Origin of the sequence: Streptomyces sp. NPDC058308, assembly GCF_042880275.1 — a bacterium.
Lineage (GTDB): Bacteria > Actinomycetota > Actinomycetes > Streptomycetales > Streptomycetaceae > Streptomyces.
Window position 1 is genome coordinate 23,761 of the sequence record NZ_JBHVZA010000048.1, and the last position, 19,760, is coordinate 43,520.

The following is a 19,760-nucleotide window of genomic DNA, read 5'->3' on the forward strand; positions in this document are numbered from 1 at the left end:
CATCATGGGGGTGATCAGAGGATGCTCCCGGGGTGCTCCGGGATGCGCTGAGGGTGCGCCGGGGCGGGCGTCCGCCCGGCCGCGCTCGATCAGACCGTCGCGGTGCCGTTCCGCCAGACGAAGACCTCGGTGCTCGGGACGCGTTCAGAGAAGCGGCCCGACGTGGAGGCATCCCGCAGCAGCCCGCGCAGGTCGGCCTCGAAGCGGTCGCGGTGGGTGCCGAACAGGTGCGGGGCTGAGCTCGACAGGGAGAAGACCCCCGCGACGATGTCGTCGGCCGAGCGCACCAAGGGCTGTCCGCCGGGGACGACATAGCGGTGCGGTCCCGTGAAGCCCGCCCGGGCGTACACCGCTGCCTCGCCGCCGGGGGTGCCCTGCGGCAGCACCCCTTGGCCGGCCCTGCGGACCGACCCCAAGTAGTGCCTGACCAGGTCCGCCACGGCCTCATGGGGCGGCGGCGGATGCGGGAGCCCGCCCGTGGCCATGGCCCGGCCCACGGTCCGGTCCGCGATCCGGTCCGCAGGCATGTCCACAGGCCGGTCCTCCGTAGTCCGGTCCTCCGTCTTCAGGTCCGAGACGTGCACCAGGGCCCCGCCGGGGCAGAGCATGCCCTTCACGGTCGTGGCCACCAAGTCGCGGTCCATCCAGTGGAAGGACTGGGCGAACACCGCGACGGTGAACGTGCCGAGCCCGGCGGGCAGCTCCTCCGCGCGGGCCCGCACCCATCGGGCCCGCGCGGCCACACCCCGCTCGACGGCCCCGCGCCCCGCCTCGGCGATCATTTCGGGGTCCGGGTCCAGGCCCACCACCTCGCCGAACAGCGGGGCCAGGGTCAGCGCGAGGGTGCCCGGACCGCAGCCGACGTCAATGAGGCGCCCGCGCCCGTCGAGGTTCAGCGCCTCTGCGAGAACGTCCGCGAGGCCGGGGGCGTACGGCAGCCTTCCGCGCGCGTAATAGGGGGCGGCCCCCGCGAACAGCGTCTCGTCCCACTCCCACCCGTCCACCCTGCCCCCTCGCCCCTTCTCGCCGGATCCGCGTAAACCGTACTCGGGCCGGGGCCACATCTCCGGTAATCTGGATCTTTTCCCGCGGAGGAGTTGCATCAGTGGAGTTCCGGCTGCTTGGAGCGGTTTCCGTCGCCACTGAGGCGGGGGTGCTGCCGCTCGGTCCCGCCAAGCGGCGCAGCCTGCTCGCCGCCCTGTTGCTCAGGCCCAACCACCCGGTGCCGGTGGACCAGTTGACGGACGCGCTGTGGGACCACGAGCCGCCGGCGCGGGCCCGCGGTGTCATCCAGGGCCATGTGTCGCGGCTCAGGGTCCTGCTCGCCGCCGCGGAGGCCGACATGTTCGGCGTCGAACTGCTCACGCAGGGCACGGCGTACGTCCTGCGGATGCCGGAATCGCTGCTTGACGCCCACCGTTTCGAGGAACTCGTGACGCTGGCCCGCAGCCAGCGCGCGCCCGCCGACGCCGTGGCGATGTACCAGGAGGCGCTGTCCCTGTGGCAGGGGCCCGCGCTGACCGGCGCGTATCCCAGTCAGCCCCTACAGGCGGCCGCCCAGGCCCTGGAGGAACTGCGCCTGGCCTCTGTGGAGTCGCTGGCCACCGCGTACTCGGCGATGGGCGAACACCCACGGGCCGCGGCCGTGCTGCGGGCGGAGGCGAGCGTCCACCCGCTGCGCGAATCGCTGTCCGCCGCGCTCGTACGGGAACTCCAGCGGGCCGGACGCCGCTCGGAGGCGCTCGACTGGTTCCACCGCACGCGACGGCTGCTCGCCGACGAGTTGGGGGTCGATCCCGGCCGGGAACTGGCCGACGCCTACGCGGTCGTGCTGCGTGGGGAGGACGACAGAGACGACGCGATGCGAAGACCGGGATCGGCCTCGCACTCGCCGTCGCACCTGCCGTCGCACCCGTCACCGGCTTCACCCACGGCCCTCGCGTCTGCTTCTGCCGTCCCCGCTGCTGCCGCTCCCGCTGGTGCTGTACCCGCATCTGGTGTTCCTGCTTCTGGTGTTCCGGCTCCTGGTGTTCCCGCTCCTCCCTCCCCCGTCGTGGTTTCGGCGCCGGGCGCGGCGCCAGTTCCGATACCTGCCCCCGTCCCCGCCCTCTCCGCCTCCCCGGTCCCCGGCCTTCCCGTCTCCCCTCCCCCGGGGTTGACCGACCTCCTGCCGCGCATGCCGCGCGGGTTCCACGGGCGCTCCGGGGAACTCACCGCCCTGTCCCGCGCCGCCGCCGGCGAAGCGCCCGTCTGCCTGGTCACCGGGCCCGCGGGCGTGGGCAAGACCGCCCTGGTGGCGCACTGGGCCCACCGCAACCGCGACCAGTTCCCCGGCGGGCTGCTCTACGCCGATCTCCGCGGGTTCAGCGACACGGGCGAGCCCGCCCACCTCGAAGTGCTGCGGGAGTTCCTGCTGGCGCTGGGGGTCGCGCCGCGCCGGATCCCGGAGTCGGCCGGCGGCGCCTCCGCGCTCTTCCGTTCCCTGTGCGCCGAGCGCGAGCTCCTCGTCGTACTCGACAACGCCCGCGCGTCCGAGCAGGTCAGAGAGTTGCTGCCGGGTGGTGCGCAGTGCGTCACCGTGGTCACGAGCCGGAACCGGCTGCGCGGTCTCATCGCGTCCGACGCCGCCCGTCCTGTCCCCGTGGACGTACTCGAAGCGGAGGACAGCACCGCGCTGCTCGCCGCGGTGCTCGGCAAGGAGCGGGTACTGGCGGAGGAGGTGGCCGCCCGGCGCCTCGCGGAGTTGTGCGGCGGGCTGCCGCTCGCGCTGCGGGTGGCCGCCGCCCGCCTCGCGGACCAGCCGGACTGGTCCCTGAAAGCGATGAGCGACGAACTGTCCGACGAGTCACGCCGGTTGAGCCTCCTGGACGTGGAGGACACGGGTGTACGGGCCGCGCTGCGGCTGACGGTGCGACGGCTGCCCGATGACGCCGCGCACCACTTCGCCCACCTCGGACAGCACCCGGGCACGCATGTCGACCGGTACGCGGCAGCGGCCCTCGCGGGCACTGATCCGGAGTCGGCCGAGGCCGCCCTCGACAAGCTCGCCGCGGCGCACCTGGTCATCCGGACCGCGCCGGACCGCTGGACCCTGCACGACCTCGTACGGCTGTACGCGCGCGGCCTGGACGCCCATCCCGACACCCTGGCACGGGGGCTCGACCACAGCGTCGCGACGGCGCTCGCCGCGGCGGACGCGGCCGAACCCGGCGACGAGTCGTGTTTCTCACTGCCCCCGGACTTCCATCAGCCGCAGGCGACAAGGGAGTTCACCGACCGCGAGCAGGCCATGGACTGGTACGCGGCCGAGCGGGACGACCTGACGCTGGCCGCGGCCGCCGCGCACGCCGCCGGGCTGCACGCCAGGACGTGGCGCATCGTCCTTGCGCAGTGGCCGCAGATCGTGTGGCGGGTGCGGGACGACTGGACTCCCCTGCTGCGGACGGCACTTGAGGCGGCGCGGGCCGACGGTGACGCGCGCGCCGAGTCGCGGGTCCTCGCCCTGCTCGGGTGGGTGCTGACGGAGGAGGGGCGCACCGGGGAGGCCCTGGTCCATCTGGAAGCCGCGCCCGTGCTCGCCGCGCGGGCCGATGACACGCGCGGCGAGGCGACCGCGCTGATCAACCTGTCGCTGGCACAGTCGGAACTCGGCAGCCCCGAGGAGGCCGCCGAGGGGTGCGCGCTCGCGGCGGAGCTGGCGCACAGCGTCGGCGACCGGAACACCGAGCGCTTGGCGCTGTACCACCTCGCCCGGCACCGGCTGGACGCGGGCGAATGGCAGCCGGCGTTCGAGACGGCGGTCGCAGCGCTCGACCTCGACAGCCCTTCGGAGGCCTCGACCGCGGCCAGGGTGCTGCTGCGCACCGTGATCGGGGAGGCGCTCCTGGGAATGGGCGACGAGGCCGAGGGCATCCGGCGGCTGGAGGCCGCGGCGCGTGAGGCGGAGGCCTGCGGCTACGACGACGGCGCGGTCCGCGCGCTCGGGGCGCTGCTGCGGGTGTCGGCGGACGCGGGGCTGCAGGCGCGGTACGACATGGCGATGGTGCGGCTGATGGCTCGTACGTGAGCGTGCGCGTACGTGCTCGTACGCGAGCGTGAGGGAGCCGCCGGGCGGAACACAGAGCAGCACCTATTCGGTGCCGGTACAAGGTCCCACCGCCGGTCGCGTCACGCCACCGACCGCGTCGCCCCACCTGCCGCGCCACGCCATGGGCCGCGTCACCCCTCAGACCTCTCCGACCCGCCGCCTGCGCCGCCCGCCTCCCGCGTCGCGTGCTCGGTGAGCTGCTGATTCACCTCACGCGCCTGCTCGGCCAGCTGGCGGGCCCGCGCCTCGGCCTGATCCGCGCGGGCGTTGATGCGGGCGATGTCGTCCTCGATGACCTTCAGGGCCAGCTCGGTCGCGGCGTCCGCTTCCTGCGGCGGGAGGTCGCCGGGCAGGTCCTCCAGTGCGCTCCTGACCGCGGGGATGCCGCCGCGGGCGTGGATGTCTTTCCAGAACTGGTAGTCCATCACGCCATCTTGGCCGATCGACCGCCCTGGACGCGAGGCGGTGCGAGAGCGGCGATCACCAGGCCCCTCCGGGCGCCCCGGGTGCCGGGGGGGGGCGCGGTACGGCGGATCGGACCACGCCGCTCCCGCTAGGACGCGGGACCGGCGGGCGCGTCGGACCGGGTGGGCGCGCTGAAGTCCAGGAGGTCCTCGGCCGTCTGCTGAGTGTCCTCCGCGGCCTTGCGGGCCGTGGCGACGACGTCGCCGTGTTCCTGGACGAGTGTGTGATAGATCGGCGCCTGGGTGGCGTCATTGGCCGGCATGACCTGCGGCTCCTTGTTCGGTGACTGCGTTGCTCGGGTCGGCCGTGTGCGGCCGACCCGCGACCTTACGCGAACTCGGTGCGTCGATGGCACCCGACCCCGATCATGAGACGGCCGCTTGTGATGTCTTTCACACGCCTCGACCGGCTCGGGACCGGTGGGTCAGGAGCAGTAGGTGTCGTGGTCCGGCCGCTCACCCGTCGCCAGGAAGCGGGAGACGGTCCGGTCCCCGCAGGCGTTTCCGTTGGCGAGGTACGAGTCGTGGCCGGTGGCGTCGACGGTCACCATGGTGGCCCGGCGGCCGAGGGCGTCGCGCAGCTTCAGTGCACCGGCCAGCGGGCTGTACGGGTCGCGCTCGTTCTGGACGAGCAGGATGTTGGACGGGCCCCGGTCGGTGATGCGTACCGGGGCCTCCTTCGGCTCGAACGGCCAGGCGGCGCAGAGCATCGCGTTCCTGGGCATGCCCGCGGTGAGCGGGAAGGCGGTGCGGCTCTCGGCGGCGCCCTTCCGGTACGCGGCCGTCGACCTGGGCCACGCGACGTCGTTGCAGAGGGTCGCGGAACCTACGGCGACGGAGTTCTGGACCGCGTTCTCGGGAGGCGCGGGAGGTGCGGACGGCAGGCTGCCCTGCCGGGCGCCGAGGATCAGCCGGGCGAGGGCGGGGAAGTCGTCGGGGTCGCCCATGGTGTCGAGCATGGTCTGCCGCAGTACGTTGCCGTTGAGTTCCGCCGGATTGGCGCCCTCCCAGGGGATCGGTTCGCGGTCCAGGCGGGCGGCTAGGCGGAGGAAGAGCGGGCGCACCTCGGCCGCCGTCCTGGCCAGGCGGTACTTGTTGCCGGGCGCCGCGGCCCACGCGGCGAACGCCGGGAAGGTGTCCTCGACGCCCCGCTCGTGGGCGGCGAGCCAGCCGCGGCCGACGCGGGCGGGGTCGGGGTCGTCGTTGCTGTCCAGGACGATGCGGTCGGTGCGGTGCGGGAACAGCCGGCTGTAGACGGCGCCGACGTACGTGCCGTACGAGACCGCCCACGCGGAGAGTTTCTCCTCGCCGAGCGCCACACGGATGCGGTCTATGTCACGGGCGTTGTCGGCGGTGCTGATGTGGCGGAGGAGTTCGCCGCCGTTGCGCGCGCAGGCCTCGGCTGTCCGTTGCGCGGCGGCCATGTTCTCGGTGACCGAGCCGTCGGGGGCGGGCCAGGGGCGGAGCCTGGAGGGGGCGAGGTCGGCGTGCTCGAAGCCACAGGTGACGGGGGTGGAACGGCCGAGGCCGCGGGGGTCGAAACCGATGAGGTCGTGGGTGTCCCGCACGCTCTGGGGCAGCTTCTGTCCCTTGCCGGACGGTTCGTCGATGCTGGAGCCGCCGGGTCCGCCGGGGATGAGCAGGAGCGCGCCGCGGCGGGCGGAGGGCTTCTCGCTGCGGATGCGGGAGATGGCGATCTCGATCTGCTCTCCGCCGGGGTGGGCGTAGTCCATCGGGACGTCGAGGGTCGCGCACTCCTGCCGGGAGTCGGGGCCGTGGCCCGCGCAGGGGGTCCAGTCGAGCGCCGGAGACTCTCGGGGCGCCGTCTTCGCAGCTGTCGACGATGCTGATGCCGTTGCGGCGAGTGGTGTGGTGAGGGTCAGGACGGCGGCGGAGGTGGCGAGCAGGACGGCGGTGCGCTTGTTCTTCGTCATGCGGATGAGCTTCGTCGGTCTCCCCTGGTGGCCACATCCTCCCAACTGGTCGCTACGGGTGGGGGTTTACCCCGAAGGATCACCTAGGGGGCGCGAACGCGGGAGCGCCTCACGCTTGAGGGATGGCGCCGTCCGGGTACCCGCGGGCGGCGCCGGGCCTGCCCGGAAATTCGATCCCGTGACGGGCTCCGCCCTGTTACGGTCGCGACATGGAGAAGCGCACCGCGATGACGACGACGCCGGAGAGTGTCCCGGTGCGCTGACCGATGTCCGAGTCCGAAGCCCCGGGGCGAGTGCCCCGGGGTTTCGTCCTGCGGTCACTCGCCCGGTACCCGCGAGGAGACCCGACCCCATGCACGACCACGACCTTCACACCTCTCAGGACCCTCAGTGCTCTCACAATCCTCAGCGCTCTCATGACCCTCGGCGCTCCCTGCACTCCCAGAACCCGAACGACCACCGCAGACTCGGCCGTGAACTCGGTCTGTTCGGCACCGACCCGCTGATCGGCGCGGGACTGCCGTACTGGCTGCCGGACGGAGCGGCCGTGCGGCACGCCCTGGAGGAGTACATCCGCGACGCCGAACGACGGGCGGGCTACCAGCACGTGTACTCGCCCGTGCTCGGCAAACGGGAGCTCTACGAAATCTCCGGTCACTGGTCGCACTACAGCGACGACATGTTCCCGCCGATGGATCTGGGCGGCGAACAGGTCGTACTGCGGCCGAGCCTGTGCCCGCACCACGCGGTCATCTACCGCTCCCGCTCCCACAGTTACCGGGAACTTCCGCTGCGCATGGCCGAACTCGGCGGCATGTACCGGGCCGAACTGTCCGGCGTGCTGGGCGGGCTGAGCCGCGTCCGGGCCATCCACCTCAACGATGCCCACATTTTCTGCACCCTGGACCAGGTCGCCGACGAGGCGCGGGCCGCGCTGGAGATGATCCACCGTGCGTACGACGCCCTCGGCATCCGTCCGGCCCGCCTGCGCCTCTCCCTTCCGGGGCCCGGCGGCAAGTACGTCGCCGACCCCGGGAAGTGGCGGCGCTCCACCGCCCTGCTGACCGAAGTGCTCGACCGTTCCGGGCTGCCCTACGAGTCCGAGGAGGGCGAGGCCGCGTTCTACGGACCGAAGATAGACGTGCAGGTCGTCGACGGATCGGGGCGCGAGTCGACCCTCTCCACCGTGCAGGTCGACTTCCACCAGCCCGAGCGGTTCGCTCTGCACTACGTCGGCGCGGACGGCGCCAAGCACCGTCCGGTGATGATCCATCGCAGCATCATCGGGAGCGTGGAGCGGGCCGTGGCCCATCTCATCGAGCAGCACGGCGGGGCGTTCCCTGCCTGGCTCTCCCCCACTCAGCTGGTGGTCCTGCCGGTGTCCGAGGCCCAGTTGCCGGGCGCCGAGCGCCTCCTGCGACGGTGCGCCGAGCTCGGACTGCGGGCCGAGCTCGCGCCGCCCGAGCAGGGGAGCCTGGGTGCTCGCGTCCGGACCGCCCGTCTCGTGCCTTATCAGGCCGTCATCGGCGCGCGCGAGGACGCCGACGATCTGGTCGCGCTGCGGCTGCGGGACGGGCGGCGCCTGGATCCGATGCCGACCGCCGAGGCCCTGTCCCGCATCGGCTCGCTGGTCGCGGGCCACCGGAGCCAAGTGTGGGAGGACGGGCCGCAGGCGTAAGCCTCCCCCCGGGCGCGGACACACCCGTACGGGTCGGCCTCATCCGTGCGGGTCAGAGCACCCCGGCGACCAGCGTCACGCCCATGACCGCCATCGTCACGGCGATCAGGGCATCCAGGGCCCGCCAGGACGCGGGGCGCTCGAAGAAGCCGCTGAGCAGGCGGGCGCCGTAGCCCAGCGCCGCGAACCAGCAGATGCTGCCGAGCATCGCGCCCGCCCCGAAGGCCCAGCGCAGTCCGTCGTGACCGGCGGCGACGGAGCCGAGAAGCAGCACCGTGTCGAGGTAGACGTGTGGGTTGAGCCAGGTCATGGCCAGGCAGGCGAGGAGCGCCGCGCGCCGTGACCCGGCCGTCGCGCCGGTGGCGGTCATCGATGTGGGGCGCAGCGCCCTGCGTGCGGCGAGCACGGCGTACGAGAGGAGGAAGCCTCCGCCTATCAGGCCGACGAGGGTCAGCGCCGGGGGCCATGCCGTCACCACGGAGCCGATCCCGGCGACGCCCGCGGCGATCAGCACCATGTCGGACACCGCACAGATGGCCACCACGCTGAACACCGCCTGACGACGGATGCCCTGGCGCAGCACGAAGGCGTTCTGCGAGCCGATGGCGACGATGAGCGAGAGTCCGGTGCCGAATCCGGCTGCTGTGGCGGTCAGTGCTGTTCCCATGGACACCGACGTTAAGGATCCTTGACGCTATAAGTACAGGTAAGGATTCTCATGTAGCTTAAGGAATCTTAATGATGAGGACAGGAGGCAGACCGGTGCCGGACGCGGAAAGGGGAGCGGGGGCGCTGTCGGGGGCCGTGTCGGAGTTGCCGCTGGAGCATGTGCGGACCCTCCTCGCCGTCGTCGACGAGGGCACCTTCGACGCCGCGGCGGCCGCCCTGCACGTCACGCCGTCCGCGGTCAGTCAGCGCGTCAAGGCCCTCGAGCGCCGTACGGGCCGGGTCCTGCTGATGCGTACGAAGCCGGTGCGGCCCACCGATTCGGGGCAGGTCGTCGTGCGGTTCGCCCGGCAGCTGGCGCGCCTGGAGCGGGACGCGCGCGTCGAGCTGGGCATCAGCGACACGGGCGAGCCCGCCGCGCTGCCGGTGGCGGTGAACGCCGATTCGCTCGCGACCTGGTTCCTGTCCGCGCTGGCCCGGATCCCCGACGAGCTGCGGATCTGTTTCGAGCTGCGCCGCGAGGACGAGGAGCACACGACGTCACTGCTGCGCGAGGGCTCGGTGATGGCCGCGGTGACGTCGTCGCCGGACGCGGTGGCGGGCTGCACCGTTCAGCGGCTCGGCCGGATGCGGTATCTGCCCGTGGCGTCGCCCGCGTTCGCGGCGCGGCGGCTCGGTGGCTGGCCTCGGGTGCCGCTGGGAGAGGTCCTCGCGGACGCCCCCGTGATGTGCTTCGACCGCCGCGACTGTCTGCAGGACGATTTCGCGCGCAAGGTGACGGGCGGGCGCGGCGCCGGTCCTCTGCGGCATTACGTGCCCTCGTCACGCGGGTTCGTCGAGGCCATCGAGGCGGGCCTCGGCTGGGGCGTGGTGCCGCAGATCCAGGCCGAGCCGTTGCTGCGCGCCGGCACACTGACCCTTCTCGATGCCGAACGGGTCGTGGACGTACCGCTGTTCTGGCAGCAGTGGAAGCTCGACTCGCCCGCGCTCGCCGCGCTGGCGGAGGCGGTGGTGGCCGCGGCCGGGCGGGCCCTGGACCGGTGAGGCGCCCCCGCGGGGCGGTGCCGGGCGCGGCGGAAGCAGGCGCACGCGCGGCGTTGCGGACGTGCGGCGCGCGCGACTCCTGCTCTAGCGTCACTGGCATGACGACTGAACCGCAGAGTTTCGAGCTGCTGCTTGTGCCCGAGTTCACCGAGGGCGGGGCGGGTCCGGACGGCACCGTCGGCGCCCTGCGTTCCGCGGTGGTGGTGGCCACCGGCGAGACCGGCGCCTCCGGCTATCCGCGGTACGCGGGGGACGGCATGGAGGCGGACATCGATCCGGCGACCCGTTCCGTCGAGGCGTTGCTCGTCGACGGTGCCGAATTGGACTACGGCCTTTCGGTGCGGGTCGGCGACCGGTCGGCCGGCTGATACGCGACGGACGCCTCGGGCGCACCGGCCGAACGGGCGGCCGGATTAACCGGACCGCCCAGCGTGACAGAAAGAATCGTTGCGTCAAAAACAATGTCGCAACAATCCTGCTGAATCATGCAAAGCGGATCGTAATATCCCGTGCGGTCTGTACAGCGTAGTGCGCCCGCCTTCCCCGTCGGCTGGCTGGAATACATCCCTTTCTTTGGCGTTCACAGAGTGACCGGGTAGGCTTCCGTCTTCGAAATAGGCCGAAGTGAGCACACCTCCTGCCGACGACGTGGGGAGCTGGTCATGCGACCGGACGAGCGGATCGGGGGCCTCGTTCAGTCCCTCTCGGAACACCTGGTCAAGAATGTCGAGGAACACCGCCTGGAGGGCGCGCGACGCGATTTCCTCCAGTGCGGATTCACCACATTGCCCTTCCTCGCGCCCGACCGTGTCAAATCAGCGATTGCGGACGAAATCGAAAACCTCGTAGCGGAACACGGCGTACGCCGTGCAATCAGCTTCAGAGAGACCGGACATACGCCCCGGCACATGCGCAATGTCCGCCACCAGGAAATCAGCGACCACGGATCCGTCATTCCGGAGGTGTATTCCTCCCCGGATCTCCTCAGAACTCTGGGCACGATCGCCGGTGAGCCGGTGCTCCTGTGCCCCTATGAGCCGGAGCGGTACGTGATCACCGAGCTGGAGCGGTCCGGTGACACGCACGGCTGGCACTGGGACGATTACAGCTTCGCGCTCGTCTGGGTCGTCGACTGCCCGCCCGCGGAGCACGGCGGTTTTGTCCAGTGCGTGCCCCGCACGTACTGGAACAAGCAGGACCCTCAAGTGCACCGGCAGTTCCTGAGGCAGCCCATCCACTCCTTCGAACTACGCCCGGGCGACCTCTACTTGATGCGCACCGATACCACCCTGCACCGCGTCTATCCACTGAGCCGCGGCCGTCGGCTCATCATCAACATGGGCTACGCCTCCCATGCCGACCTGCACAAACAGATCAGCCACGAGACCATGGACGGGCTCTGGCGCGGCTCGCGCGAAGAACAGGCGGGACAGACCGTATGACGTCTGTCGAGGGGGCTCCCGCAACGGCTTCCGAGCCCCCTCAACTGCCGCGGCAGTTGACCACATCGGGACTCGTCGTCCACTACATCACCTCCGTGATGGGCGCGGGAGTTCTGCTGATTCCCGCGCTCGCCTGGGCCGAGGCGGGACCGCTGTCCCTGGTCGCGTGGGGGCTGCTGATCCTCTACAGCTACCCCTTCGCCCTGATCTTCGCGAAGTTGTCCGTACGGCATCCCACGAGCAAGGGCGTCGCCCAGTTCGTGGAAGCGGCCTTCGGCGCCCGGGCGGGCCGAATCGCCGCCGTGTTCCTGCTCGTCACCCTGCTCGCCGGCAATCCCGTGCTGGGACTCGCCGCGGGCCGCTATCTGCTCTCGGCCGTCGATCCCGGCGCCTCGAACCGGGCGGCGCTGCTCGCGGGCGCCGCCGTCATCGTGTTCTGCGTGGCGCTCAACCTCTGGGGAATCAAGGTGAGTACGCGCGCCCAGATGGTGGTGCTCGGCGCCGTGGTGCTGTTGCTGGCCGTCGTCATCTGCCTCGCGCTGCCCGAGGGGGACTACACGCGCCTCACGCCGTTCGCGCCGCACGGCTGGAGCGCTCTCGGCAGTACGCTGCTCATCTGTTTCTTCGGATTCATCGGCTGGGAGAACGCCGCGCCGGTGGCCGAGGAGGTGCGGGATCCCGAACGCACCTTTCCTCAAGGGATTCTCTATGCCGTCAGCTGTGTGGGGCTCCTGTACTTCGCGATGGCTTTCACCGTCTCGGTGGCGCTGCCCGAATCGGCCGCGGGACAGTCCGGCGGGTCGGGACAGTCGGATCTGACGGCGTTCGTGCGGCTCCTCGAAGTGGCCACCGGGGCCGGGCTGCAGAGCAGCGGATTTCTCGTCGCCGGGATTCTGCTGCTGCTCACCACCAACGCCTGGTGCCTTGGCACCTCGCGCGTCGTCTTCGCCCTCGCCCGCGACGGCCTCCTGCCCGCCCGGCTGAGCAAGCTCTCCGCCCGGGGCAGGATCCCGGGGCGCGCCGTTCTCGCGCTCCTGCCGGGCTACGCGGTGTCGGTCGTGCTCCTGCTCGTCACCGACTCCAGTGAGACCACCCTCATCAAGGCGTCGTCGGCCACCTACCTGCTCATCTTCCTGATGGCCTTTCTCTCCGCGGCCAGACTGCTGCCCAGGGGCGGCACCGCCCGGCTGAATCTGGCGGTCATCGTGGCCACCCTCGCCGTGCTGCCGTTCTTCGGCGTCAGTCTCGTCATCGCGCTGGCGATGCTGCTGCTCTCCGTCATCGCGGAGCGGTGGCTGCGCAAGCGCGTCACCCCACCCACCGAGACAGGAGTCCTCACGTGAGCGCGCGACACATCCTGCGAATACAGGACCTCTCCGCCAAGGAAATGTGCGCCCTGCTCGACCTCGCCGAAGCGATGAAACGCGGCGACGACACACGTGCCCACCTGGCGGGCCGTTGCATCGGCCTGCTCTTCAACGTGCCCTCCACCAGAACCAGGGTCTCCTTCCAGGTCGCCGCCTCCCAGCTCGGCGCGGACAGCTACCCGTACGGGGTGGAGGAGCTCCGACTCGCCAACCGTGAGTCGATCGAGGACACCATCGGCGTACTCAACCGCTATCTCGACGCGCTCGTGGTCCGCTGGTACGACATGGACGAGTACGGCGCGGGCCACCGCCGCCTGCGCGCGATGGCCGAGCGCGCGACGATCCCCGTCATCAACGCGCTGGACGACGAGGAGCACCCCTGCCAGGTGCTCGCCGACCTCATGACGCTGCGCGAGCTGTACGGGGCGCAGGTGCCGGCCAAACGGGTCGTGTACGCCTGGTCCTACTCGCCGCGGCAGAAGACCCCCGGAGTCCTGCACTCCTCGATGATGGCCGCGGCCGTGCTCGGGCACCGCATCACCGTCGCGCATCCGCCGGGCTTCGCGCCGGAGGAGCGCGTGACCCGGGCCGCCCGGTCCGTCGCCGCCCGCACCGGCGCGAGCATCGAGCTCACGCACGATCTGGAGGGGGCCGTCCAGGACTGCGCGGCGGTGTACACCGTGAGCTGGAAGTCCCCGACGCTCGTCGGCCAGGAGGAGATCCAGGCGAGGACCCGGCTCGCGGACCGGTGGCGGATCACCGCACCGCTGATGCGGCGGGCCGGTGACGGGGCGGTGTTCCTCGACTGCATGCCCACCAACCGGGGCGAGGAGGTCGACGCCGAGGTGAAGGACGGCCCGTGGTCGAAGATCTTCCAACAGGCCGAGAACCGACTCCACACCCAGAAGGCCCTGCTCACCCAGTTGTTCGACGGCACGCTCCAGGGGGGCCCGCGATGACGGCGGCAGGGTCCGGCGCGCGGGTGGCGCTGGTCACCGGGGGCGGCGGGGGCATCGGCGGCGCCGTCGCCCGGCGGCTCGCGGACGAGGGCGCGCACGTCGCGGTCGTCGACCGGGACCACGAGGCCGAGGCGGTGGCCGGGCGCATCCGCGTGGCGGGCGGGCGCGCCGAGTCGTTCCTGTGCGACGTGTCTGCGGAGGGCGAGGTGTCGGCCCTGGTCAAGAAGGTCGCCGACCGGCTCGGCACCATCACTGACGTGTGCTGTGTCGCGGGCAGCATCCGGCGCGGCACGGTGCCGGAGCTGTCCCTGGCGGACTGGCACAGGTCGTTCGCGGACAACGTGGATTCCGTCTTCCTGGTGTGCCGGGCGGTGCTGCCGCTCATGGAGCGGGCGGGGCACGGCCGCATCATCACCGTGGCCTCCGGCTGGGGGCTGCGCGCCGGGGAGAAGGCCGCCGCGTACTGCGCGGCCAAGGCCGGCGTGGTGATGCTGACGCAGGCCATGGCGCTGGACCACAGCCCCGCGGGCATCCGGGTCAACTGCGTCGCCCCGGGCGACACCCGCACGCCGATGCTCGCCCGGGAGGCGCGTCAACTCGGCCAGTCCGACGCCGAGTTCCTCGCCGAGGCCGCCGACCGGCCACTGGGCAGGATCGGCACGCCCGAGGACATAGCCGCCGCGGTGGCCTTCCTCGCCGGGCCCGACGCCGACTTCATCACCGGCACCGTGCTGAGTGTCGACGGCGGGGGCAGCGTCTGAGACGTCGGGCACAGGGTGGGTCAGTGGGGAAGAGGTGACACCGGCCGCTCGAAGAACGTCTCCAGGGAGACGGTCGCCTGCGTGCCGCTGACCCCGTCGATCGCGTACAACCGGCGCAGCACGTCCTGCAGTTGCTCGGTGGTCGCGGTGCGGACCTTGACCAGGACCGACGCACTGCCCGCGATGACGTGCGCCTCCTGGATCTCCGGTATCGCCTCGAACGCGGCCGCGGACTCCCCCATCCACACCGTCGAGTCGACCATCACGAAGGCAAGGACCCCGCGGTCGAGCGTCGCGGGGTCCACCTCGACGGTCGTACGCCGGATGACTCCGCGCTCGCGCAGCTTGCGCACCCGCTCGTGGGCGGCGCCCGCGGAGAGTCCGGCCCCCTTGCCGAGCGCGGCGTACGAGATGGTCGCGTCCTCCTGGAGCAGGGCGATCAGCCGACGGTCGATGTCATCCACGGTCACCATGGCGCAACCATACAACGTTCTGACATAGTCATGATCGACAGAATGTCATTCAGCCATCAGTCGCCAAGGAGTATTCATGTCCGGCAATGACAGCACCTCTCCGTACGAGATCCTGGACGAGCGGTTCCGTACCGGACGGTGTGCCAACGGGGACGACCGGCTGGAGCGGTTGTACGGCGGATGCCGGTGGGCCGAAGGTCCGCTCTACCTGCCCGCCTGGCGCCAGCTGGTCTGGAGCGACATCCCCAACGACCGCCTGCTGCGCTGGGACGAGACGACCGGCGGCGTCGCCGTCTTCCGGTCGCCCGCCGGGCACATCAACGGCAACACCATCGACCGCGAGGGCCGGCTGGTCAGCTGCGAGCAGGGCAATCGCCGGGTCACCCGCACCGAGCCCGACGGGCGGATCACCGTGCTCGCCGACCGGTACGAGGGCAAGCGGCTGAACAGCCCCAACGACGCGGTGGTCCGCTCCGACGGATCGGTGTGGTTCTCCGACCCGGACTTCGGCATCACCAGCGACTACGAGGGCTATCGCGCGGAGCCGGAGATCGACGGTCTCAACGTGTACCGGATCGATCCGTCGACGGGCGAGGTCCGCCTGGTCGCGGACGGCTTCGGGGCGCCGAACGGTCTCGTCTTCTCGCCCGACGAGCGGCAGTTGTACGTGTCCGACACGCGGGGCGGATGCATCCGGGTCTTCGACGTGCGCGAGGACGGCACGCTGTCCGACGGCGAGGTCTTCGCCGAGGCGAAGGACGACGTCAGCCGGTTCGACAACATCCGGTTCGACGACGGCGGCCGCTTGTGGGCCGCCGCCATCGAGGGAGGGGTGCACTGCTACGACCCCGACGGCACCCTCATCGGACGGCTCAGGGTGCCGGAGCCGGTGTCCAACATCGCCTTCGGCGGGCCGAAGAACAACCGGCTCTTCATCACGGCCACCAGCTCCCTCTACTCCCTGGTGATGTCCGTGACGGGGCTGCCCCGCGTGCGCGCTTGAGAGCCTGTCTTTGCACGGCGCCGCGCGCTCACTCCGTGGCTTCCGCCTCCACCGGCTTGGGGATGAGGAAGGACGTCGCGAAGGCCGCCGCGATGAGCGCGACTCCGGCGATCATGCCCGCCGTGTAGCCGGCGGGCGACGTCTCGTCGGCCGGTGCCGCGGCGGTCTGCACGGCGTACAGGACGGCGAAGCTGAGTCCCGCGCCGAGGTTGAAGGCGCCCGCGTTCAGGCCCGGCAGGAAGCCCGGGTTCTCCTTAGGGGAGAGCACGATGCCGAGGCCGTTCAGGACGATGTTGCCCACGCCCGCGTAGGTGACGCCGATGAGGACCGAGGCGAGCAGGAGCAGCAGCCGCGAGTCGGCGTGCAGCGTCAACAGCATCAGGGCGACCGTCACGGCCGAGCCGATGAGGCCGAGGCGCAGGATGCGCCCGTAGCCGTACGTGGCGGCGAGGCGGCCCGCGAGAGGGCCCATGGCCAGGCCCGCGAGGGCGTACGGCGTCAGGGTCCACCAGGCGGACTGCTCCGCGCCCATGCCGAAGCCGGCCTGGGCGTCCTGGGCGAAGGCGGGGATCATGCCGTTCATCACGGCGAACACGCCGGTCATGGTGAGGACCGTGGTCAGCAACAGCGCCCAGGTGGAGCGCTGGCGCAGATGGCGGGTGGCGACCAGGGGGTGGCTGCTGCGGTCCTCGGTGCGCCAGAACAGGGCGAAGGCGACGGCGGTGACGACGAACAGGGCGCCGACGAGCACCCAGTTCGCGGCGCCGAGCTTGCCCGCCTCGTTCAGGGCGATCAGGGCCGCGCCGACCGAGATGACAAGGAGGGTCACGCCCGGCCAGTCCATGCGGGTGTCGGCGGTGTCGGCGGCCTTCGACTCGGGGGTGAGCGTGGCGACCAGGAGTGCGGCGATCGCCGCCACGCCGGCCATGGCCCAGAACACCGACTGGAAGCCGTAGTGGTCGGCGAGGAAGCCGCCACCGAGGGAGTCGAGACCCGCGATGCCGCCGTTGACGGCGGTGATGACGCCGAGGAGGGTGCCGTACTTCTTCGGCTCGTGGACCTCGTTGCGCAGCATGATCAGGCAGAGCGGCACGGTGGGCCCGGAGATGCCCTGGATGACGCGGCCCACGAAGAGCATCGGCACGCTCTCGGCGAGCGCGGCGACCACACAGCCGACGACCATGAGCGCCAGCATTCCGGCGAGCACCTTGCGGCGGCCGACGAGGTCGCCGAGGCGCGGCAGGAAGAGCGAGAAGAGCGCGGCCGAGGTGAAGAACGCCGTCTGGGTCAGGCCGACCTCGGCCGAGGTCGCCCCGAGGGAGTCCTCGATGTTCTTCAGGGCGGGGCTGAGCATGCTCGCGTTGAGCTGGAAGGCGAAGCAGGCCGCGAGGAGCGCGGCGACCAGGACCCCGACGCGCACCGGGCGGGAGCCGCGGGCGCCGCCGGGAGCGGCGGCGGGTTCGGTGAGGGAGGCGTTCATGCGCGCACGTCGCCGATCCGCTCGAGCGCGTCCACGATCAGGTCCCAGAAGCGCTGGTGGTCCAGGTCGACGGCGACCTGGGTGTGGCAGTCGTCGGGGGCGGGCGCCCGGAAGTCCGTCACGGTCATGCCGAGCGTGAGCGTGCCGGTGAGCTCGATGTCCACGGGCGCCTTGCGGACCGTCATGACGCTGGGGTCGATGACGTACGCGACGGCGCACGGGTCGTGGACCGGCGGCGCGTCGAAGCCCTGGGCCTCCAGGTACATGGCGCCGAAGAAGTCGAGGAGCTCGTTCACGAAGAGGGCCGGGGCGGTGCCGACCTTGCCGATGCGCTCGATGACCTCGGGGGTGGCGAGGGCCTGGTGCGTCAGGTCGAGGCCGACCATGGTGACCGGCCAGCTCTCGTTGAAGACGATGTGCGCGGCCTCGGGGTCGATCTTGATGTTGAACTCGGCGACGGGGCTCCAGTTGCCCGTGTGGTAGCCGCCGCCCATGAGGACGACCTCGCGGACGCGCTCGACGATGCGCGGCTCCTTGCGGGCGGCCAGGGCGATGTTGGTCAGGCCCGCGGTGGGCACGATGGTGATCTCGCCGGGCTCGTGCGCCATGACCGTGTCGATGATGAGGTCGACGGCGTGCCGCTCGTCCAGGGTCAGGGTCGGCTCGGGCATGACGGGACCGTCGATGCCGCTCTCGCCGTGGATGTCCGGGGCGTTCTCGACGTCGCGTACGAGGGGGCGGGGGCAGCCCGCGGCGAAGGGTACGCCGGTGATGTTCGCGATGCGGGCCACCGAAAGGGCGTTGCGGGTGACCTTCTCCAGGGTCTGGTTGCCCACCACGGTGGTGACGGCGACCAGCTCGACATCCGGGTTGCCGTGCGCCAGGAGCATGGCGATCGCGTCGTCGTGCCCGGGGTCGCAGTCCAGGATGATCTTTCGGGGCATCGCGGAACCTCTTTGTTCGGCTGAGCTGACGCTGCGCGGCGACGGCTCGGGAAAACGTTCTCCGAAGACTGTGTGCACCGACGCGAATTATGTCAATGGTCAACGACACATCACGGCAAATTCGCCCGGAACGGACACAGTTCGGGACGGCTTCGATTCGATGCAGACTCTCACCAATAGGGACATTTCACCCCGAATATTGGGGCTGGCATTGGGTCTGGTGACGCCGGAAGCCCGCTGATAACGTTTGCCGAAATACAGCGAAGGGTGGGCGCGGCGTGGCCGACGTAACGCTGAGAGATGTGGCCCGGGCCTCCGGCTGCTCCGTCGCCACGGTCTCCCGGGTCCTGGCCGGCACGCGCCCCGTCGGCGCCGAGACCGCCCGCCGTGTCCGCGAGGCCGCCGACGCGCTCGGCTACCGGCCCAACCACGCGGCCCGGGCCCTGCGCAGCCGCTCCACCGGCACGGTCGGGCTCGTCCTGCCGCAGATCACGAACCCCTTCTATCCCACGCTGGTGCGGGAGTTGACCCATGCCCTGCACGCCGAGGGGCGGGCCGTGCTCCTTGCCGACTGCGACGACGACCCGGCGGCCGAGGCGGAGTACATCGCCGACCTGCTGAGCCGGCAGGTCGACGCGCTCCTGGTGATCCCGGCGCACGAGGAGCGCAGCAGGGAAGCGGTGCGCGCGGCGGCCGCCCGGGTGCCGCTCGTCCTGATGGACCGGGGCTGCGGGCCCGCCGTCGCGGACTCCGTGGCGGTCGACAACACGGCGGGCATGGCCCTCGTCCTCGATCATCTGGCCGCCACGGGCCGCCGCCGCGTCTGCTTCCTCGGCGCGACGGGGTCGGCGTCCGCCGCCGCCGAACGACGTGCGGCGTACGAGGCCGGGGCCGGTGCGCTCGATCCCGGGGCGCCGGACCGGGTGGCCCTCGGCGACTTCTCCGTGGAGTGGGGCCGGGCCGCCGTCGACGAGGTGTGGCCCGCCCGGCCCGACGCCCTCGTCTGCGCCAACGACTTGATCGCCATCGGGGCCCTGCAGCGCCTGCAGCAGCTCGGCGCCGACGTGCCCGGCGAGGTCGCCGTCACCGGTTTCGACGACATCCCGATGGCGGCGCTCTCCGCACCGGGCGTCACCACGGTCCGCCAGCCGGTGACCGAGCTGGCCGCCGAGGCGGCACGGCTCCTCGCCCGGCGCCTCGCGGCCGGCGAGGACGGACCGCAACGCGCGATACGGCTCGCACCCGAGCTCGTCGTGCGCGAGTCGAGCGTGGCGGGTGACGCGGCAGGCGCGGGCGTGGGCCGACAGCGCACCGCCGCTCCCTAGGCCCTGTCGTCAAACTCGCGTCGTTCGCCCGGAGGGCCGCCTCGCGGCGTCTGGTGCGTGCGATCGCAAGGCGGAGGCTCATCCCGGTACCGGGCGTACCGGGATGAGCCCGACAACGCGGCGAGCGTGCGTG

The 19,760-nt window shown here is 71.4% G+C and carries 18 protein-coding genes; 10 read left to right on the plus strand and 8 right to left on the minus strand.

Annotated elements, in window-relative coordinates; genetic code table 11:
• Window positions 1-89: 89 nt before the first annotated feature.
• A complete protein-coding gene (locus ACFVYL_RS36150; protein WP_389723983.1) occupies window positions 90-1,064 on the minus strand; it encodes a class I SAM-dependent methyltransferase in 975 nt (324 codons plus the stop codon).
• Window positions 1,065-1,105: 41 nt separating this feature from the next.
• On the opposite strand from ACFVYL_RS36150, the gene ACFVYL_RS36155 reads away from it, so the two are divergent.
• Window positions 1,106-4,066: a BTAD domain-containing putative transcriptional regulator gene (locus ACFVYL_RS36155; RefSeq protein ID WP_389723986.1), complete on the plus strand. Its 2,961-nt coding sequence runs from the start codon at window positions 1,106-1,108 to the stop codon at window positions 4,064-4,066.
• Between the two features lie 152 nt (window positions 4,067-4,218).
• Here the strand turns inward: ACFVYL_RS36155 and ACFVYL_RS36160 are convergent, their stop codons facing one another.
• From ACFVYL_RS36160 to ACFVYL_RS36170, 3 genes are all read right to left on the minus strand, one after another.
• Window positions 4,219-4,512, minus strand: coding sequence for a hypothetical protein (locus ACFVYL_RS36160; RefSeq protein WP_389723989.1), 294 nt, complete (start codon window positions 4,510-4,512; stop codon window positions 4,219-4,221).
• Between the two features lie 128 nt (window positions 4,513-4,640).
• Window positions 4,641-4,814 carry a hypothetical protein gene (locus tag ACFVYL_RS36165; protein ID WP_389723992.1) on the minus strand — a complete coding sequence of 58 codons (174 nt, stop codon included), beginning with the start codon at window positions 4,812-4,814 and terminating at the stop codon, window positions 4,641-4,643.
• A 162-nt stretch (window positions 4,815-4,976) separates the two neighbouring features.
• On the minus strand, window positions 4,977-6,485 hold the full coding sequence (locus ACFVYL_RS36170; RefSeq protein WP_389723995.1) for an alpha/beta hydrolase: 1,509 nt from the start codon (window positions 6,483-6,485) through the stop codon (window positions 4,977-4,979).
• 352 nt (window positions 6,486-6,837) lie between these two features.
• On the opposite strand from ACFVYL_RS36170, the gene thrS reads away from it, so the two are divergent.
• Window positions 6,838-8,163, plus strand: a complete 1,326-nt coding sequence (thrS, locus tag ACFVYL_RS36175; RefSeq protein WP_389723998.1) for a threonine--tRNA ligase — start codon at window positions 6,838-6,840, stop codon at window positions 8,161-8,163.
• Between the two features lie 52 nt (window positions 8,164-8,215).
• On the opposite strand, the gene ACFVYL_RS36180 is transcribed toward thrS, so the two are convergent.
• A complete protein-coding gene (locus ACFVYL_RS36180) occupies window positions 8,216-8,830 on the minus strand; it encodes a LysE/ArgO family amino acid transporter (RefSeq protein ID WP_389724001.1) in 615 nt (204 codons plus the stop codon).
• Window positions 8,831-8,925: 95 nt separating this feature from the next.
• On the opposite strand from ACFVYL_RS36180, the gene ACFVYL_RS36185 reads away from it, so the two are divergent.
• The 6 genes from ACFVYL_RS36185 (at window position 8,926) to ACFVYL_RS36210 (ending at window position 14,402) form a co-directional block, all read left to right on the plus strand.
• On the plus strand, window positions 8,926-9,873 hold the full coding sequence (locus ACFVYL_RS36185) for a LysR family transcriptional regulator ArgP (protein ID WP_389724004.1): 948 nt from the start codon (window positions 8,926-8,928) through the stop codon (window positions 9,871-9,873).
• A gap of 98 nt (window positions 9,874-9,971) precedes the next feature.
• Complete coding sequence (locus ACFVYL_RS36190) at window positions 9,972-10,241, plus strand: hypothetical protein (RefSeq protein ID WP_389724006.1); 270 nt, start codon at window positions 9,972-9,974, stop codon at window positions 10,239-10,241.
• A gap of 294 nt (window positions 10,242-10,535) precedes the next feature.
• On the plus strand, window positions 10,536-11,315 hold the full coding sequence (locus ACFVYL_RS36195; protein ID WP_389724008.1) for an ArpA protein: 780 nt from the start codon (window positions 10,536-10,538) through the stop codon (window positions 11,313-11,315).
• Window positions 11,312-12,658: an APC family permease gene (locus tag ACFVYL_RS36200; RefSeq protein WP_389724011.1), complete on the plus strand. Its 1,347-nt coding sequence runs from the start codon at window positions 11,312-11,314 to the stop codon at window positions 12,656-12,658. Before ACFVYL_RS36195 ends, ACFVYL_RS36200 begins: the two co-directional genes overlap by 4 nt.
• Window positions 12,655-13,641 (plus strand): ornithine carbamoyltransferase, encoded by a 987-nt coding sequence (locus ACFVYL_RS36205; RefSeq protein WP_389724014.1) that lies wholly within the window; start codon window positions 12,655-12,657, stop codon window positions 13,639-13,641. Before ACFVYL_RS36200 ends, ACFVYL_RS36205 begins: the two co-directional genes overlap by 4 nt.
• Window positions 13,638-14,402: an SDR family NAD(P)-dependent oxidoreductase gene (locus ACFVYL_RS36210; protein ID WP_389724016.1), complete on the plus strand. Its 765-nt coding sequence runs from the start codon at window positions 13,638-13,640 to the stop codon at window positions 14,400-14,402. The genes ACFVYL_RS36205 and ACFVYL_RS36210 overlap by 4 nt, the downstream gene beginning before the upstream one ends.
• A gap of 20 nt (window positions 14,403-14,422) precedes the next feature.
• Here the strand turns inward: ACFVYL_RS36210 and ACFVYL_RS36215 are convergent, their stop codons facing one another.
• Window positions 14,423-14,866: an Lrp/AsnC family transcriptional regulator gene (locus tag ACFVYL_RS36215; protein ID WP_389724034.1), complete on the minus strand. Its 444-nt coding sequence runs from the start codon at window positions 14,864-14,866 to the stop codon at window positions 14,423-14,425.
• Window positions 14,867-14,951: 85 nt separating this feature from the next.
• On the opposite strand from ACFVYL_RS36215, the gene ACFVYL_RS36220 reads away from it, so the two are divergent.
• Window positions 14,952-15,878 (plus strand): SMP-30/gluconolactonase/LRE family protein, encoded by a 927-nt coding sequence (locus ACFVYL_RS36220; protein WP_389724019.1) that lies wholly within the window; start codon window positions 14,952-14,954, stop codon window positions 15,876-15,878.
• A 28-nt stretch (window positions 15,879-15,906) separates the two neighbouring features.
• Here ACFVYL_RS36220 and ACFVYL_RS36225 read toward each other — a convergent pair whose 3' ends face one another.
• Both ACFVYL_RS36225 and ACFVYL_RS36230 read right to left on the minus strand, forming a co-directional pair.
• Window positions 15,907-17,358 carry an MFS transporter gene (locus ACFVYL_RS36225; RefSeq protein ID WP_389724022.1) on the minus strand — a complete coding sequence of 484 codons (1,452 nt, stop codon included), beginning with the start codon at window positions 17,356-17,358 and terminating at the stop codon, window positions 15,907-15,909.
• Window positions 17,355-18,302, minus strand: coding sequence for a nucleoside hydrolase (locus tag ACFVYL_RS36230; protein ID WP_389724025.1), 948 nt, complete (start codon window positions 18,300-18,302; stop codon window positions 17,355-17,357). Before ACFVYL_RS36230 ends, ACFVYL_RS36225 begins: the two co-directional genes overlap by 4 nt.
• A gap of 278 nt (window positions 18,303-18,580) precedes the next feature.
• Between ACFVYL_RS36230 and ACFVYL_RS36235 the strand changes: the two genes are divergently transcribed.
• Window positions 18,581-19,627, plus strand: a complete 1,047-nt coding sequence (locus tag ACFVYL_RS36235) for a LacI family DNA-binding transcriptional regulator (RefSeq protein WP_389724028.1) — start codon at window positions 18,581-18,583, stop codon at window positions 19,625-19,627.
• Window positions 19,628-19,760 lie beyond the last annotated feature (133 nt).